The organism is Cellulomonas sp. ATA003 (assembly GCF_031582905.1).
In the GTDB taxonomy this organism is placed as follows: domain Bacteria; phylum Actinomycetota; class Actinomycetes; order Actinomycetales; family Cellulomonadaceae; genus Pengzhenrongella.
The window spans coordinates 1,052,169-1,067,621 of record NZ_CP133990.1 but is presented as its reverse complement, the minus strand read 5'-3'; the positions used below and the strand labels follow the sequence as shown (position 1 = coordinate 1,067,621).

Below are 15,453 nucleotides of genomic sequence, written 5' to 3'. Positions count from 1 at the left end.
CCTTCGTCGTCCCGCTGATGTCGGGGCTGTCAGGCCCGGTCGTCCCGGTCCCGGTCGCGCTCGAGGTCGAGCACCGGGTCCGGGTCCGCGCCCGTGCCGTCGGCGACGACCGGGTTGGCCGGCGCCGCACCGGCGCCCGGCTGCTCGCCGCGGTCGTCCTCGAGCCGGACCGGCTCGACCGGGTCCGGCACCGTGCCGGTGACCGGCGGCGTCGTCGTGGCCGTGGCCGGGGGCGTCGCGGTGACCGGGGGCGTGACCGGCGGCGGCGGGGTGGTCGGGTTCACGACGTCGACCTCGTCGTCGTCCGAGCTCTTCTGGCCGGCGACGACTGCCGCCGCGGCGGCGGCCGCGAGGCCGACGCCGGCAGCCGCGGCCTTGCCGGAGATGCCGGCCTTGCCCGAGCTGCCGCGTGAGGCGGAGGCGTGCTCGACCCCGGCGTCCACGCCGGCACCGGCGTTGAGCGTCCCGCGCCAGGCCCCGCTCGCGTAGCCCTCGTCCTCGATGAAGGCCTTGAACCGGTCCAGGTCGCCCTCGGCCTGGTTCTCCACCACGTTGAGCTTGTCGCCGACCTTCTCGACCAGGCCCTCGGGCTCGTACTCGAGATGCAGGTGCACGCGGCACTGCCCGCCGCCGAGGTCCTCGAAGGTGACCGAGCCCGCGTTCGTGGCTCCCTCGGTGGCCGCCCAGGCGACCTTGCGGTCGGGCACCTGCTCGAGGATCTTGGCCTCCCACTGGCGCTTGACGCCGGCGATCTCGGCGACCCAGCGCAGGCGGTCGTCGGTCTGCTGGGTCACGCTCGTGACACCCCCCATGAAGTGGGGGAACTCCTCGAACTGCGTCCACTGGTTGTACGCAACACTCACCGGCACGTTCACCAGGATCGACTTCTCGACCGTCGTCGTCATGACCTCTCCCTGTGTTGACCTCGGCGACGGGGCGGCGGTCCGTGCCCCATCGGTTAGCGCCCGTCCAGCATGGCCGACAGCGGCCCGCCCCGCGCGGCGAGGTCGCCCCCGACCCGTCGGCCGCGGGCCGCCGGGCTCAGCCTGTCGGCGGACCGTCCGCGCCGATCGCCGTCCCGAGCCGGTCGGCGAGGCGCTGCTCCACCTCGGCGACCGCCGCCACCCCCTCGGCCAGCCGCTCGAGGACGGTGGCGGGGTGATCGTCCGGACCGGCCGCACCCGCGACGTCGGCGATCTCGGTCCAGCGCGCCCCCGCCTCGGCGGCCGCACGCGCGGCCGGGTGCAGGTCCAGTCCCGTCAGCGCCGCCGCCTCGCCGAGGAACTCGGCGTACAGCGGCCGCGTCGCACCGGGTGCGGTGTAGGCCGTGGTCAGGCACTCGGCGAGCCGGGACATCCCGGCCGCGAACGCCGCCGGCTCGCCGAACCGCCGCGTCCAGCCCTTGGCGGCGCGGGTGTCGGCGAGGTCTGCCGCGAGCCGCCGGATGCCGCGCAGCCCCATGTTGGCGTCGAACGAGTGCCCCAGCACCGGACCGGTGAGGTGGGCGTGGGTGGTGGCGAGCGCCGCGCGGACCCCGGCGGCGATGTCCGGGGGCGTCGTCGGGCGCGGGAGCGTGGTGAGCGCGAAGCGGCCCGTGCGGTGCGCGGCCCAGGCGTCGGCGAGCCCGTCGCGTCCCAGCACGTGCACGGTCCCCCCGCCGTCGTCGACGAGGTACCGGTCGCCCTCCCGACCGGCGACGACGACCGCGCACGGGTCGGCGGCCTCCTCGGGCCGGTCGGGCTCGTTCCACGGCAGGTGCCCGGACGCCACGACGACCTGCGCCGCGGCGCCGTCCGCCAGCACGGTGTCGAGCTTCGTCAGTGCGGGCGCCGGCCTGGAGGACGTCACGGTGGTCAGGTCGAGGCCGAGGTGACGCGCGACGGCGTCCAGCCAGGGCTCGGGGTGGTGCTGGGCGACCACGGTCAGCAGCGGCACCGCCACCTCCCGGTACGTGAAGACCGCGTAGAGGAAGCCGATCCCGCCGCCGAGGCCGCAGGCGACGGGCTCGGTGACGTCGACGCCCACCTGCGCGAGCAGGGCGCGGGCGGTGGCCGACGGCGCGTGCTGCGTGGGTCCGGGGCCGGGTAGCCCGGAACGGGGTCCGGGCTACCGGGCGCGGCTCGCCCGATGGCTGCTGTCACGTGCCGGTGCGCCGTCGTGTACCGCTCGCCGGTGCGGGCCATGCGCGCGCGGACCAGCTTCTTCAGGGTGCGGTGGTCGGTCATGGCGGGGCTCTCCGCGGCCCGCGTGCACCGCCGCTCGCGCCGTCGGCACACCGGCCGCTCGAGAGTCGGATGACCGTCGCTCTGCGTCGTGCGTGCCTCGCGATGACATGGGGGTCACCTCCGCCCCCGCGTGCCGACGGATCGGTCTGCCGCCGTGCGCGAGCCGGCGGTCTGGGGGTCAGGCGCACGAGGGCGCCCGGCACCCACCGTACAAGCTCAGGCCCGCACGCGTCGCAGCACCCGGCGCGCACCGGCGAAGGCGAGTCCGCCCGCGAGCACCCACGGGCCGGCGACGATCACCGGGTCCAGGGCCGCGTGCCGGACGTCGACCCGTCCCCGGCGGGACGCGACCGGGTGGTGACCCGCCTCACCGAGCACCCCGGTCTCGGTGACCGGGTTGTCAGGACGGGAGGTCACGAAGGAGGCGAGGTGACCCTCGACGGCGTCCACCCGGTCGGCCGCGATGAGCAGGAGCCAGTGCGCGGCGCGGCCCTCGCTGAACCGGCGGTAGGCATACCGGCGGACGACCCCGGACGCGCCCTTGAGCGGCGCGGACGTGCCGAACACCGGGGTGAGGCGGGCGTGCTCCATGGACCGCTCCCGGGGGACGAGCTCGGGCTGCTGCTCGGGCAGGTCCCAGTGCGCGCCCGTCGGGAGGGGCGACTCACGCGGCACCGAGGGCCGGTCGCGCGGGTCGAGATCGGCGCCCCAGCCGGGGATGCGGGCGCGCAGCTGCTCCGCGGTCTCGGGCAGCGGCGGCTTGTCGGCGGTGTAGACCATGGTCAGCTCCCGTTCGGGACGATGAGGGGCTTGATGCAGCCGTCCAGCTTCGACGAGAAGATGTGGTACCCCTCGGCGATGTGCTCGAGCGGGATGCGGTGGGTCACGATGTCGCTCGGCCGGAAGTACCCGTTGCGCAGGTGCTCGAACAGGCGGGGCCACTGCCGCTTGACCGGCGCCTGGTTCATCCGCAGGGTGAGCCCCTTGTTGACGGCGTCCCCGAACTTCACCGCGCTGAAGATGGGCCCGTAGGCGCCCATGACGGAGATCGTCCCGCCCTTGCGCGCGGAGTCGATCGCCCAGTTCAGGGCCACCGGGGAGCCGCCCTGCAGCTTGAGCTTCGCGCCCGTGACGTGCTGGAGCAGGTTGCCGTCCGCCTCGGCGCCGACGGCGTCGATGACCCGGTCCGCCCCGAGGTACCCGGTGGTGCGCTTCATCTCCACGACGATGTCGTCGTACTCGGCGAAGTTGTAGGTCTCCGCGTGCGCGAAGGTCCGCGCCTTCTCCAGGCGGTACTCGAGGTGGTCGACGACGATGACGCGCCCCGCGCCCATGAGCCAGGCGGACCGCGCGGCGAACAGGCCCACCGGCCCGGCGCCGAACACGACGACGACGTCGCCCTCGACGATGTCGGCGAGCTGCGCGCCGAAGTACCCCGTCGCGAGCGCGTCGGTGCACAGCACCGCGTCCTCGTCGGCCAGCCAGTCCGGGATGACGGTCGGGCCGACGTCCGCGAACGGCACGCGCACGTACTCGGCCTGACCGCCGTCGTATCCACCGGCGGTGTGCGAGTAGCCGTAGATGCCCCCGACCGCCGTCGCGTTCGCGTTGACGTTGTGGCAGTTGGAGTACAGGCCGCGCGCGCAGTAGAAGCACGACCCGCAGTAGATGTTGAACGGCACCATCACCCGGTCCCCCACCCGGAGGTTCTCGACCGACGAGCCGACCTCGTGCACCACGCCGATGAACTCGTGGCCGAACGTGTGCCCGACCCGGGTGTCGGGCAGCAGCCCGTGGTACAGGTGCAGGTCCGAGCCGCAGATCGCCGCCATCGTGACCCGGATGATCGCGTCGTTCGGGTGCTCGATCCGCGGGACGTCCTTCTCCTGGACCCGGATCTTGTAGGGCCCCCGGTAGACCATCGCCTGCATGTCGCCGCCGCCTCGGAGTCGTGGTGCCGATCGTGGACGTCGGTCAGCGTCACACGCTTTCGACCGACACGCCACGGCTGCGTGGGCCGCCCGTGCACGGGCCGGATCCCCGTGGTGGGGTGAGCGCAGCAGGGGCGGCCGGGCACGTGAGCGAGGAGTGACGACATGGGCAGTGCAGCACGCGGGGACGCTTCGGCGGCGCCCAGTGCGGACGACGCCGAGAGCACCGAGGAGAAGGAGAGCACGCTGGACCGGGTGATCCGCGAGGGGGTGCCACGGCTGCACCGCAGCACCCCGGACCTCCTCGCCACCGGCGCCGTCGCGGGCATCGAGGTGGGGTTCGGCGTGCTGGCGCTGCTCACCGTCGAGCACGTCACGGGGAGCCGTCTGCTCGCCGCCCTCGCGTTCTCGGTCGGCCTCATCGCCCTCCGGCTCGGTCACAGCGAGCTGTTCACCGAGGGGTTCCACATCCCGGTCATGGTCGTCGCCGCCAAGGAGGCCACCGGTGTCCAGCTGGTGCGGCTGTGGAGCGGGACGCTGCTGGGCAACCTCGTGGGCGGCTGGGCGCTCGCCTGGCTGGTCGCCGTCGGCCTGCCCGACCTGCACGGGGTGGCCGGTGACGCCGCGCGGGAGTTCACCGCGGCGCTCGACGCGCGCACCTTCGTCCTGGCGGTCCTGGCTGGTGGCGCCATCACGCTGCTGACCCGGATGCAGCAGGGCACCGAGGACGACATGGCCAAGATCGTCGCGGCCGTCGCCATCGCGTTCGTCATCGTCGGGACGGGCCTGCTGCACTCCGTGCTGGACACGCTGATCATCTTCGTGGCGATCCACGCCGGCGAGGCGGGGATCTCCTACGGGGTCTGGCTCCCCTGGTTCGGGCTCGTCGTCGCGGGGAACCTCGCCGGCGGCCTCGTGCTGACCACGCTGCTGCGCGTCGTGCGCAGCCGGGAGCGGCTCATGGCGTGGCGCGCCCCCGACCACGGGCCGTCCGCCCACCGCGACTGACCGGCACCCCGACTGACCGGAACCGCGACTGACCGGCAGCGCGACCGACCGGCACCACCACGGGTCACTCCCGGACGGCGCCCTCGATCATCCCCTTGATGAAGTGCCGCTGGAGGAAGAGGTAGACGAGCACGACGGGCAGCGCGACGAGCACGGCCGCCGCCGCGAGCAGCGTCGTCCCCTGCACGTACTGGCCCTGGAAGAACGCCAGCCCCAGGGTGCGGTGCGCACCCGCCCCGCCGGGGACATCACCAGCGGGATGAGGAACTCGTTCCACGTCCACATGAACGTCAGCAGCACCTGCGTGGTGATCGCCGGTCGCCCGATGGGCACCAGCACCTGCCACAGGACCCGGTGGGTCCCGGCGCCGTCGAGGCGGGCGGCCTCCATGATCGACGCGTTGCTGCTGCGGAAGTACGCACGCATCCAGTAGGTGCCGAACGCGATGGACTGCGCGATCTGCGGCAGGGCGACGCCCCAGATCGTGTTGGTGAGCCCCACCGACCGCAGGTCGAAGTACAGCGGGACGATGATCGCCTCGGTGGGCACCATGATCCCGAGCAGGAACACGTAGAACAGCACGCCCTGACCCCGGAACCGCATGGTCCCCAGGGCGTAGCCGGCCATGATCGAGCACACGACCGAGACCGAGACGACGAGCACCGAGACGACCACCGACGTCGCCATGTAGCGGGCGAAGCTGCCCTGCACCCAGGCCGCGGAGAAGTTCTCCCAGTGCAGCGTCCGGCCCTCGCGCGCGACGGACGCCGACTCGGGTCCCAACGCGGTCACGACGATCGACAGGATCGGCCACAGGGCGAACGCCGCGAACGCGAGCAGGATGACGTAGTTGGCGATCCGCTCCGGACGCGAGCTGATCATGTGGTCCGGTCCCCGACCCGGTTGACCACGAGGTTGATGCCGAAGATCAGGACCATGAGCGTGATGCCGACGGCGGCGGCCATCCCCACCTCGCCGAGCTGGAACGCCCGGCGGTACACCTCGTAGCTCGGGACGGTCGTCGACGTGCCGGGGCCGCCACCGGTCGTCACGTACACGAGGTCGAACGTCTTGAGGGCCGCGATGATCGTCAGCGTCAGCGCGACGGTCACCTCCCCGCGGACCGCGGGCAGGGTGATGGCGAAGAACTCGCGCACGGCGCCGGCGCCGTCCAGCCGAGCGGCCTCGTACTGCTCGGCCGGCACGCGGGACATGCCGGCCAGGAGCAGCACGGTGACCAGGCCCATCGAGACCCAGGTCCCGATGAACCCGACGGCCGGCAGCGACCAGGTGTAGTCCCCGAGCCACGGCCGGGCGAGCGCGTCCAGGCCCACCGCGCGCAGGGCGGTGTTCAGCGACCCGTCCGGCGCGTAGATCTGCCGCCAGGCGACCGCGACGACGACCATCGCCACGACCTGCGGCAGGAAGATCACCGTGCGGAAGAACGGCAGCCCGCGCACCTTCGCCCGGTTGAGCACGGCGGCGAGCACGAGCCCGATCGCGACCGGCAGGAGCGAGAAGAAGACGATGAGCACGAGCGCGTGCACGAAGGCCTCGCGCAGCTGCGGGTCGGTGACCACCGCGAGGTAGTTGTCCGCGCCGACGAACGTCCCCAGCGTGAGCCCGTCCCACTCGTAGACGGAGAGCTGCACGGCGCGCGCGATCGGGAACAGCATGAAGGCCGCGTACAGCACGAACGCCGGGAGCAGGAAGCCGTAGGGGACGAGTCGGCGGCGCACCGGCGGTGCGGGGCGACGACCCGCGTCGCCCCGCACCCCCAGATCAGCCCGCAGAGCCGACGAACTCGCCATAGTCGGCCTCGAGGGCCTGGGTGAACTCGGCCGGGGTCATCTCGCCCGCGATGAGGTTCTGCAGCGACTGCCCGAGCGTGTCGCCCATGGTGGGTGTGGCGTAGTCGAGGTACGGCAGGAGCTCGCCCTCGGACGTCACCCGACCGAAGGCCGCGTACACGTCGCCCAGCACGCCGCCCTCGGGTGCGAGCTCGTCCGCGCGGTTGACCGGCAGGTTGCCCGTCTCCGCGAGGATCTCCATCGCCTCGTCGCTCGTGACGAAGTCGATGTAGGCGGCCGCGACGTCGGGCACGTCGGTGTCCGCGGTCGCCGCGAACGGCAGCCCCGTCCCACCGGTGGTCGCCAGGGTGCCGTCCTGCGTCGCCGGCACGAAGAAGCCGACGTCGTCGCCCATCGCGTCCTCGAGGTCCGCCGCCAGCCACGATCCCCCGAGGAGGAAGACGCCGTCGCCGTCGGCGAGCGACTGCCAGGCGGCGTCGTAGTCGGTGCCGTTGGGGCCCTCGTTGAAGTAGCCCGACGTCACCCACGACTGCAGCCGGGCCGCGGCGGCCTCGTTCTCGGGGGTGGTCCAGCTCGCGCCCTCGTTGCCCAGGCCGAGCGCGGTGATGTCCTCGGGGTCGGTGTACGCACCCTGCAGCGGGCCGAACACGTGCCCGGCCGGCCACGCCTCGATGTTGCCGAGCTGCATCGGCGTCTCGCCCGCGGCCTTCGCCGCCTCGAGCGCCGCCTCGAACTCGTCCCACGTGGTGGGGACCTCGAGGCCGAGCCCGTCGAGCTTGGCCTTGCTGTAGAAGACGCCGACCACCTCGCCGACCTGCGGGAGCCCGTAGAGGTTCCCCTCCCCGAACACCGTGCCGTCCTCGGAGTAGGTCGAGTACTGCAGGACGCTCTCGGGGTAACGGTCGAACCAGCCGTACTCCTCGGCGTAGGCGTCCAGGGGCATGAGCTGGCCCGCCTCGACGAACGCGCCCATCGTGGCCCGGCCGTTGTTGGCCTGGACGACGTCGGGGGCCTCGTTGTCGGTCAGGGCGAGGCGCAGCGTCGTGGCGAGGTCGTCGAACGACTGCGAGACGCGGTCGATCGTCACCCCGGGGTACTGCTCTTGGAACGCCTCGTTGAGGCGCTCCATCTGCTCGTTCTGGCCGCCACGGACCTCCTGGTCCCAGACGGTCAGGGTCGCCTCGACGTCGCCGAGGTCGGTCGTGACGTCGCCCCCGCCTGCCGTCCCGGCGGGCTCGGCAGGTTCCTGGTTCCCGGACCCCGGGGCGCACGCCGCCACGCCGAGCACCGCGGCGACGGAGATCAGGCCCCACCAACGGGCCCGTGCGTTGTGTGTCATGGCTGTCCTCTTCTCGGTGGGCGTGTCGGTGAGGCACCTGGCGCCGGTCCGGGCGGCGCCGCGGGGTGGCCCGCCGGTCCACGGTGGTGCGGCAGATCGTTGTACAGGGTCAGTGTGGCCTCGGCGCGGCGCACCGCGTCGACGGGGTCCACGGGCAGGACGTCGTCGAGGAACGCGTACCGCGACAGCAGGGCCGCATCGGTCCCGCGGGCGCGGGTGTCGTGCCACCAGTCGGCAATGTCGCCCCAGCCCGGCGCGGCCAGCGAGCCGCCGAACTGCTGCACGGCGAGGGCCGAGCACAGGGCGGAGAACGCGAGCCGGTCGGCGAGCGGCCACCGGGCGAGCGTGCCGAGCACGAGCGAGGCGGCGAACACGTCGCCGGCCCCGGTCGGGTCGGTCGCCCGGACGTCGACCCGCGGCACGTGGACCCGCTCGCCCGTGGTCGCGTCCACCGCGAGCGCGCCGTCCGCCCCGCAGGTCACGACCGCGAGCGGCACCCGCTCGGCCAGCACGTCGAGCGCCGCCGCCGGGGTGTCCGTACGCGTGTAGGCCATCGCCTCGACCATGTTGGGCGTGAAGGCGTGGCAGTCGGCCAGCGCGTCCAGCGTCGCCACGTCCCACGCGCCGGTGTGGTCCCAGCCGACGTCGGCGAACACGAGGGCGCCCTCGGCCGCCATCGGGCGCCACCAGGGGCGGGTCCGTGACCGGCCGCGGTGAGCTCGACGAGCGCGGCCCGCACCCGGGGCGGGGGCGTCATGAGCTCGTCCGCGGCGAACGGCACGGGGTGACCGTGGGTGATCATGCTGCGGTCCCCGCGCGTCGCGACCGACACGGTGACCGCGGAGTGCCAGCCGGGGATGCGTCGGGAGTACCGCAGGTCGATGCCCTCCTGCTCGCCCAGCACGTCCCAGCACCAGTTGCCGTAGACGTCGTCACCGAACCCGGCGGCGAGCCCGGTGCGCAGCCCCAGGCGGCTCGCCGCGACCGCGAGGTTGGAGATCCCGCCGGGCGAGGAGCCCATGCCGCCCGCCCACACCTCGGTCCCCGGGGCGGGCTCCTGGGGCAGGTCGGTGAACACGATGTCGAAGAACACGGGCCCGGAGAGGAGCACGTCGAGCTCGGCGTCCTGGCTCGCCCGCAGCTTCGCCAGCGGGTCCCCGCGCCGCAGCGACGGCGGCCGGAGGCCTGCGGCGCCGCGGTCGACCGGTGCGTCCGTCACTGCCCGTCACCCCGTCCCTGCGCCACCGCGGTCCGGCGGCGCCCGTGTCCCGTGCTCCGCGCGACCGCGCGACCACGCGGCAGCACGCCGCCACCGCCGCGGACGCGGTCATCTAAGCACGGCGACGGCGGCGTGCCCGGCCCGCGCCCCGGCACGCGACCGGTCCCCGCCCAGGAGGCGACGGGTACGCTCGCGCCCGTGCTCACGGCGACGCAGCAGGCAGAGGTGGCGGCATGAAGCTCACGATCGTCGGTGGCGGCGGCTTCCGCGTGCCGCAGGTGTGGAGCGCGGTGGGCGCCCCGGACGCACCCGTCCGGATCGACGAGGTCGCCCTCCACGACGTCGACACCGAGCGCCTGGGCGTGATCGCGGCGGTCGTGCGACGGCTCGCGGACGGCGTGGGCCGGCCGCCGCGGCTCACCGTCACGACCGACCTCGACGAGGCGCTGCGCGGCGCCGACTTCGTCTTCGCCGCCGTCCGCGTCGGCGGGACGGCCGGCCGCATCCTCGACGAGCGCACCGCGCTCGCCCTCGGGGTGCTCGGCCAGGAGACGATCGGTCCCGGCGGGCAGGCGTACGCGCTGCGCACGGTGCCGTTCATGGTCGCGCTCGCGCGTCGCATCGCCGCGGTGGCCCCCGACGCGTGGGTCATCAACTTCACCAACCCGGCCGGCATGGTCACCGAGGCGATGCGCGGCGTGCTCGGGGACCGGGTGATCGGCATCTGCGACACCCCGATCGGGCTCATGCGGCGCGCCGCGCGGTCGGTCGCGCGCCTCGACGGGGGCGCGGCGGGCGGCGCGGGCCGGGCGGGCGCTGTGCCGGCGGCCGGCGAGTTCGACTACGTCGGCCTCAACCACCTGGGCTGGCTGCGCGCGCTGCGCGTCGACGGCGTCGACCGGCTCCCCGACCTCCTGGCCGACGACGCCGCGCTCGAGGGCATCGAGGAGGCGCGGCTCATGGGCGCGGACTGGGTGCGCCTGCTCGGGGCGCTGCCCAACGAGTACCTCTACTACTACTACTTCACCCGCGAGGCGACGGCGCGCATCGCGGGCTCGGTCACCCGCGGGGAGTTCCTCGCCGACCAGCAGGCCGGCTTCTACGCCGACGCCGCCGCGCCGGGCGCCGACCCGCTCGCCGTCTGGCACCGGTACCACCACGAGCGGGAGGCCACCTACATGGCCGAGAGCCGCCCCGAGGGGGAAGGGGGCGAGCGGCACGCGGAGGACGTCGAGGGCGGCTACCACCGGGTCGCGCTCGACCTCATGGCCGCCCTGACGACCGGGCGCCCGGCGACGATGATCCTCGACGTCCGCAACGGCGACCTCGTCCCCCAGCTGCCCGCCGAGGCGGTCGTCGAGGTCGGCTGCGTCGTCGACGGCGGCGGCGTCCACCCGTGGCCGGTCGCGCCCCTCGACGGTCACATGGCGGGGCTCATGGCGCAGACCAAGGCCGCCGAGCAGCTGACGATCGCCGCGGCGCTCGAAGCCTCCGCCGAGCTCGCGTGGAAGGCGTTCGCGGTGCACCCGCTCGTCGACTCCGTCGCGGTCGGCCGCTCGCTGCTCGACCACTACACGCAGGCCTTCCCCGAGCTCGGTCGCGCGCTGCGCTGACCGGCCTCAGCGCGGCCGGTCGACGCGGTGCGGGGCCGCGCCGTCGTCGACCACGGCGAGGATCTCCGCCTCGGTGGGCATCGCGGTCGAGCACTCGAGCCGGGACGCGACGATCGCGCCCGCCGCGCTCGCCGCGGTGATCGTCCGGCGCAGCGACCACCCGCTGAGCAGGCCGTGGCACAGGGCGCCGCCGAACGCGTCGCCCGCGCCCAGCCCGTTGACCACGGTGGTCGCGATGGCCGGTACCTCGACCCGCTCGTCGTGCGTCTTGGCGAGCGTGCCCGCGGGCCCCTGCTTGACCACCGCGAGCCGCACGCCGGCGGACAGCAGCGCGTCCGCGGCCCGGTCCGGGTCGCTCTCCCCGACCGCGAGCTCGCACTCCTGGCGGTTGCCGACCGCGACCGTGACGCCGGGCAGGAACCGCCGCGCCTCCGTGCGCGCGTCGTCGGCGGACGACCAGAGCGTGGGCCGGTAGTCCAGGTCCAGCACGGTGTGCGCGCGTCCGGCGCGCGCGCCCAGCGCAGCTCCGTGCGCGCCGCGCGACGGCTCCTGCGACAGGCCGGTGAGGGTGAACCACATGACCGGTGCCGCGGCGACGAGGTCGGTCGGGACGTCGTCGGCGCTCAGCTGCAGGTCGGGCGCGCTGGGGCGGCGGTAGAAGTACAGCGGGAAGTCGTCCGGCGGGAAGATCTCGCAGAACGTCACGGGGGTGGCGTACCCGGGAACGACCCGCACGTGCGCGTCGTCGACGCCGAGCCGGGACATCTCCCGGCGCACGTAGCGCCCGAACGGGTCGTCGCCCACCCCGGTGAGCACCGCCGTCGCGTGCCCGAGCCGGGCCGCGGCGACCGCGACGTTGGTGGGGCTGCCGCCGAGGAACTTGCCGAAGGTCTCGACGTCCTCGAGCCCGACACCGGTCTGCAGCGGGTACAGGTCGACCCCGGACCGCCCCATGGTGACGACGGCGGGCAGCCGTCGCGGTGCGGTCGTCACCGGTCGAACGGCGCGTCCAGCCAGACCCGCTGCGGCGGGAGCAGCGCCTCGAGCTCGTCCCAGATCGCCTCGGGCAGCGCGGCGGACGCGGCGTCGACCGTGGCCTGCACCCGGTCGGGCCGGCTCATCCCGACGATCGTCGAGGCGAAGCGGTCGTCGCGCAGGGAGAACTGCAGGGCGGCGGTCCGCAGGTCGGTGCCGTGCTCGGCGCACGCGCGCTGCATGGCGGCGACGGCGTCGAGCACCTCCGGCGGCGCCTGGCGGTAGCCGTACGTCGTGGACGACCCGGGTGCGGCGAGGATGCCGCCGCCGTACACCGCGGCGTTGAGGATGCCCATCCCCCGGCCGACCGCCTCGTCGAGGAGGTCGGCCGCGCTGCGGTCCAGCAGCGTCCACCGGTTGTGCACGAGCAGGACGTCCCACACCCCGAGCGCGAGGTACCGGGCGATCTCCTGCACGCGCCCGCCGGCCAGCCCGATCGCGCCGATGACGCCGGACTCCTTGAGCGCGACGAGCGCGTCGACCGCTCCGCCGGGGGCGGTGAGCTCGGCGAAGTCGAAGTTCTCCGGGTCGTGCAGGTGCACGAGCGGCAGGTGGTCCATCCCGAGCCGCTCCCGGCTCTCGTCGACCGACGCGCGCACGCGGTCGGCGGAGTAGTCGCGGTCGCGGGGGTCGACCTTCGTCATGACGACGACGTCGTCGGGCACACCGCCGGCCTGCGCGAACGCGGCACCGAAGCGTCGCTCGCTCTCACCGTCGCCGTAGCCGTTGGAGGTGTCCAACGCGCGGATCGGGCTGTCCAGCACGGCCCGGACGGTCGCCACGCCCTCGTCCGTGGGGACGTCGCGCCCGTATAGGCGCGGGATGCTGCCGAGCGGGCTGCCCCCGAGGGTCACGGCGGTGACGCTCAGGCCGGTGGCACCCAGCGGGCGCGTCCAGGTCGGGGAGCCGGGGGCAGGGGTGGGCGTCATGGGACCTCCGTCGTCGCAGCGTGGACGCCCATCCCACCACGCGAGCGGGGTCGAGGACCTCAGGTCGCGGTCGACGACCTCAGGTGCGGGGCGGGTTCCCCGTGCACAGCCCGAGCCAGCGCCCGTCCGGGTCCGCGATCTCCGCCCACCAGCCCATGTCGCCGCCCACCTCGGTGCGCGGTGTGCGCACCGAGCCGCCGAGCGTCCGGACCGTGTCCAGGACGGCCTCGAGGTCCGCCACGTTGACGTAGACCCGGACCGCCGCAGCGGCCGACGGGTCGGTGTCCGAGCGGTACAGCGCGCCGACCAGGGTGCCGTCGTGGTGGGCGCCCACGGTGTCGGTCTCGTCGCCGAACGAGCTGAACGTCCAGCCGAACAGGGCGCCGTAGAACTGCTGGGCGCGGGCGACGTCGGTCACCGGCAGCTCCCACCACGTGACGGTGTTGAGCGGGGCGGCGTCGGCCGCGGTCGTGTCGGTCATGGGTCCTCCTCGGGCGGGTGATAGCCGGTGCGGGTCAGCGGGTCAGCGGGCCGCTGCGCGCTGGTACTGGCGGACGGTGAGCGGGATGAAGACGACGAGCAGGGCGACGCCCCACAGCAGCGTGTACAGGACCGGGTTCTGCAGCGGCCACGCGGTCGGCGGCGGGGTCCCGGGGATGATGTTGCCGAACAGCTCACGCGCCGCCTGGGTGACGCTGGAGACCGGGTTCCACTCCGCGAAGGTGCGCAGCGGTCCGGGCAGGTTCTCCGACGGCACGAAGGTGTTCGCGATGAACGTGAGCGGGAAGATGACGATGAACGAGGCGTTGTTGAACACCTCCGGCGTGCGTACCAGCAGGCCGACGTACGCCATGAGCCAGGAGATGCAGTACGCGAAGAACAGCAGGACCACGTAGCCGAGCAGCGCCTCACCGATCGACGTCGTGACGCGCCACCCGACCACGAGGCCGGTGAGCGTCATGATGACCACGGTGACGACGTTGTTGAGCACGTCCGCCGTGGTCCGGCCCACCAGCACCGCCGACGACGCCATGGGCAGGGACCGGAAGCGGTCGACGATCCCGCTCTTGACGTCCTGCGCCATCCCGGAGCCGGTGACCGTGGCACCGAAGATGACGGTCTGGGCGAAGATCCCGGCGATGAGGAACTCGCGGTAGAGCGCGGGGTCGATCTCGGCCGCGCCCGGCAGCGAGATCGAGCCGCCGAACACGAACGCGAAGAGCAGCACGAACATGATCGGGGCGAGCGTCGACCCGACCAGGAGGTCCGGCACGCGCTTGATCTTGATGAGGTTGCGTCGGGTGACGGTCCAGCCGTCACCGAGCGCCTGGGCGACGGTGCTCACGCGGTGGCCTCCTCGGTCGCGCGCGCCTCGGCCTCGTGGCCGGTGAGGGACAGGAAGACGTCGTCGAGGGTGGGGCGGCGGATCCCGGCGTCGAGCACCTCGATGTCGGCGTCCCCGAGCCCCCGCAGCGCGGCGACCAGCGCCGCCGCACCACCGGAGACCGGCGCGGTGACCGTCCGGGAGTGCTCGTCGGCGACCAGCTCCCCCACCGCGTACCGGCCGAGCACCTCGCGCGCGCGGCCCAGGTCCTCGGTGCGGGCGATCGTGACCTCGACGCGCTCGCCGCCGACCTGGGACTTGAGCTCGTCCGCGGTGCCCTCGGCGATGACCCGGCCCAGGTCGATGACCGCGATCCGGTCGGCGAGCCGGTCGGCCTCCTCCAGGTACTGCGTCGTGAGCAGGAGCGTGGTCCCGCCCGCCACGAGCTCGGAGATGACGTCCCACATGCCCAGCCGGCTGCGTGGGTCGAGCCCGGTCGTGGGCTCGTCGAGGAACAGGACCTCGGGCTCGGCGACGAGAGCTCCGGCGAGGTCGAGCCGGCGGCGCATGCCACCGGAGTAGGTGCCGACCGGGCGCTTGGCGGCGTCGGTCAGGTCGAAGCGCTCGAGGAGCTCCCATGCGCGCTGCCGCGAGCGCGTCGCGCCCAGGTGGTACAGCCGTCCGACCATGTCGAGGTTCTCGTACCCGGTGAGGTGCTCGTCGACGGCCGCGTACTGCCCGGACACCCCGATCCGCGACCGCAGCGCCTTGGCGTCGCGGACGACGTCCAGCCCCATCACGGTCGCCGTGCCGGAGGTGGGCTGCAGCAGCGTGGTCAGGACGCGCACGGCGGTGGTCTTGCCGGCGCCGTTGGGGCCGAGCACCCCCAGGACGGTGCCCTCCTCGACGGTGAGGTCCAGCCCGTCCAGCGCCCGGACGCTGCCGTAGGTCTTGACGAGGCCCTGCGCGGTGATGGTCGGCACGCAGGACAGTGTGGCGGCCGCCACCCACACGCGGCC

Annotated in this window: 15 protein-coding genes and 1 pseudogene; 2 read left to right on the top strand and 14 right to left on the bottom strand. The window is 73.8% G+C overall.

Annotation, left to right across the window (positions count from 1 at the left end):
- Nucleotides 1-29: 29 nt before the first annotated feature.
- From REH70_RS05325 to REH70_RS05305, 4 genes and pseudogenes are all read right to left on the bottom strand, one after another.
- Nucleotides 30-905: an SRPBCC family protein gene (locus REH70_RS05325; RefSeq protein WP_310752957.1), complete on the bottom strand. Its 876-nt coding sequence runs from the start codon at nucleotides 903-905 to the stop codon at nucleotides 30-32.
- Between the two features lie 136 nt (nucleotides 906-1,041).
- Nucleotides 1,042-2,052: pseudogene (locus tag REH70_RS20410) on the bottom strand (DUF4872 domain-containing protein); the annotation flags it as partial.
- Between the two features lie 389 nt (nucleotides 2,053-2,441).
- Nucleotides 2,442-3,005: a hypothetical protein gene (locus tag REH70_RS05310; protein WP_310752955.1), complete on the bottom strand. Its 564-nt coding sequence runs from the start codon at nucleotides 3,003-3,005 to the stop codon at nucleotides 2,442-2,444.
- 2 nt (nucleotides 3,006-3,007) lie between these two features.
- Entirely contained in the window at nucleotides 3,008-4,156 is a 1,149-nt protein-coding gene (locus REH70_RS05305) for a zinc-dependent alcohol dehydrogenase (RefSeq protein ID WP_310752953.1), read from the bottom strand.
- A 165-nt stretch (nucleotides 4,157-4,321) separates the two neighbouring features.
- Between REH70_RS05305 and REH70_RS05300 the strand changes: the two genes are divergently transcribed.
- Nucleotides 4,322-5,164 (top strand): formate/nitrite transporter family protein, encoded by an 843-nt coding sequence (locus tag REH70_RS05300; protein WP_310752951.1) that lies wholly within the window; start codon nucleotides 4,322-4,324, stop codon nucleotides 5,162-5,164.
- Nucleotides 5,165-5,251: 87 nt separating this feature from the next.
- On the opposite strand, the gene REH70_RS05295 is transcribed toward REH70_RS05300, so the two are convergent.
- Genes REH70_RS05295 through REH70_RS05275 form a run of 5 tightly spaced genes read right to left on the bottom strand, consistent with a single transcriptional unit; the run spans nucleotide 5,252 to nucleotide 9,533 of the window.
- Nucleotides 5,252-6,046, bottom strand: coding sequence for a carbohydrate ABC transporter permease (locus REH70_RS05295; protein ID WP_310752949.1), 795 nt, complete (start codon nucleotides 6,044-6,046; stop codon nucleotides 5,252-5,254).
- Nucleotides 6,043-6,939, bottom strand: coding sequence for a sugar ABC transporter permease (locus REH70_RS05290; protein WP_310752947.1), 897 nt, complete (start codon nucleotides 6,937-6,939; stop codon nucleotides 6,043-6,045). Before REH70_RS05290 ends, REH70_RS05295 begins: the two co-directional genes overlap by 4 nt.
- A gap of 7 nt (nucleotides 6,940-6,946) precedes the next feature.
- A complete protein-coding gene (locus tag REH70_RS05285) occupies nucleotides 6,947-8,314 on the bottom strand; it encodes an extracellular solute-binding protein (RefSeq protein WP_310752945.1) in 1,368 nt (455 codons plus the stop codon).
- Nucleotides 8,311-8,880 carry a PfkB family carbohydrate kinase gene (locus REH70_RS05280; RefSeq protein ID WP_310752944.1) on the bottom strand — a complete coding sequence of 190 codons (570 nt, stop codon included), beginning with the start codon at nucleotides 8,878-8,880 and terminating at the stop codon, nucleotides 8,311-8,313. The genes REH70_RS05285 and REH70_RS05280 overlap by 4 nt, the downstream gene beginning before the upstream one ends.
- Complete coding sequence (locus REH70_RS05275; RefSeq protein ID WP_310752943.1) at nucleotides 8,793-9,533, bottom strand: hypothetical protein; 741 nt, start codon at nucleotides 9,531-9,533, stop codon at nucleotides 8,793-8,795. The genes REH70_RS05280 and REH70_RS05275 overlap by 88 nt, the downstream gene beginning before the upstream one ends.
- Before the next feature lie 233 nt (nucleotides 9,534-9,766).
- Between REH70_RS05275 and REH70_RS05270 the strand changes: the two genes are divergently transcribed.
- The gene (locus tag REH70_RS05270) at nucleotides 9,767-11,146 is read left to right on the top strand and encodes a 6-phospho-beta-glucosidase (protein ID WP_310752941.1); all 1,380 of its coding nucleotides are present in this window, start codon (nucleotides 9,767-9,769) and stop codon (nucleotides 11,144-11,146) included.
- A gap of 6 nt (nucleotides 11,147-11,152) precedes the next feature.
- Here the strand turns inward: REH70_RS05270 and iolC are convergent, their stop codons facing one another.
- The 5 genes from iolC to REH70_RS05245 all read right to left on the bottom strand — a co-directional run bounded on the left by iolC (nucleotide 11,153) and on the right by REH70_RS05245 (nucleotide 15,417).
- The gene (gene iolC, locus REH70_RS05265) at nucleotides 11,153-12,100 is read right to left on the bottom strand and encodes a 5-dehydro-2-deoxygluconokinase (RefSeq protein ID WP_310754145.1); all 948 of its coding nucleotides are present in this window, start codon (nucleotides 12,098-12,100) and stop codon (nucleotides 11,153-11,155) included.
- A gap of 35 nt (nucleotides 12,101-12,135) precedes the next feature.
- A complete protein-coding gene (locus REH70_RS05260) occupies nucleotides 12,136-13,110 on the bottom strand; it encodes an aldo/keto reductase (protein ID WP_310752939.1) in 975 nt (324 codons plus the stop codon).
- Between the two features lie 79 nt (nucleotides 13,111-13,189).
- Nucleotides 13,190-13,591, bottom strand: a complete 402-nt coding sequence (locus tag REH70_RS05255; RefSeq protein ID WP_310752937.1) for a VOC family protein — start codon at nucleotides 13,589-13,591, stop codon at nucleotides 13,190-13,192.
- 42 nt (nucleotides 13,592-13,633) lie between these two features.
- Complete coding sequence (locus tag REH70_RS05250) at nucleotides 13,634-14,455, bottom strand: ABC transporter permease (protein WP_310752935.1); 822 nt, start codon at nucleotides 14,453-14,455, stop codon at nucleotides 13,634-13,636.
- Entirely contained in the window at nucleotides 14,452-15,417 is a 966-nt protein-coding gene (locus REH70_RS05245) for an ATP-binding cassette domain-containing protein (protein WP_310752933.1), read from the bottom strand. The genes REH70_RS05250 and REH70_RS05245 overlap by 4 nt, the downstream gene beginning before the upstream one ends.
- Between the last annotated feature and the right edge of the window lie 36 nt (nucleotides 15,418-15,453).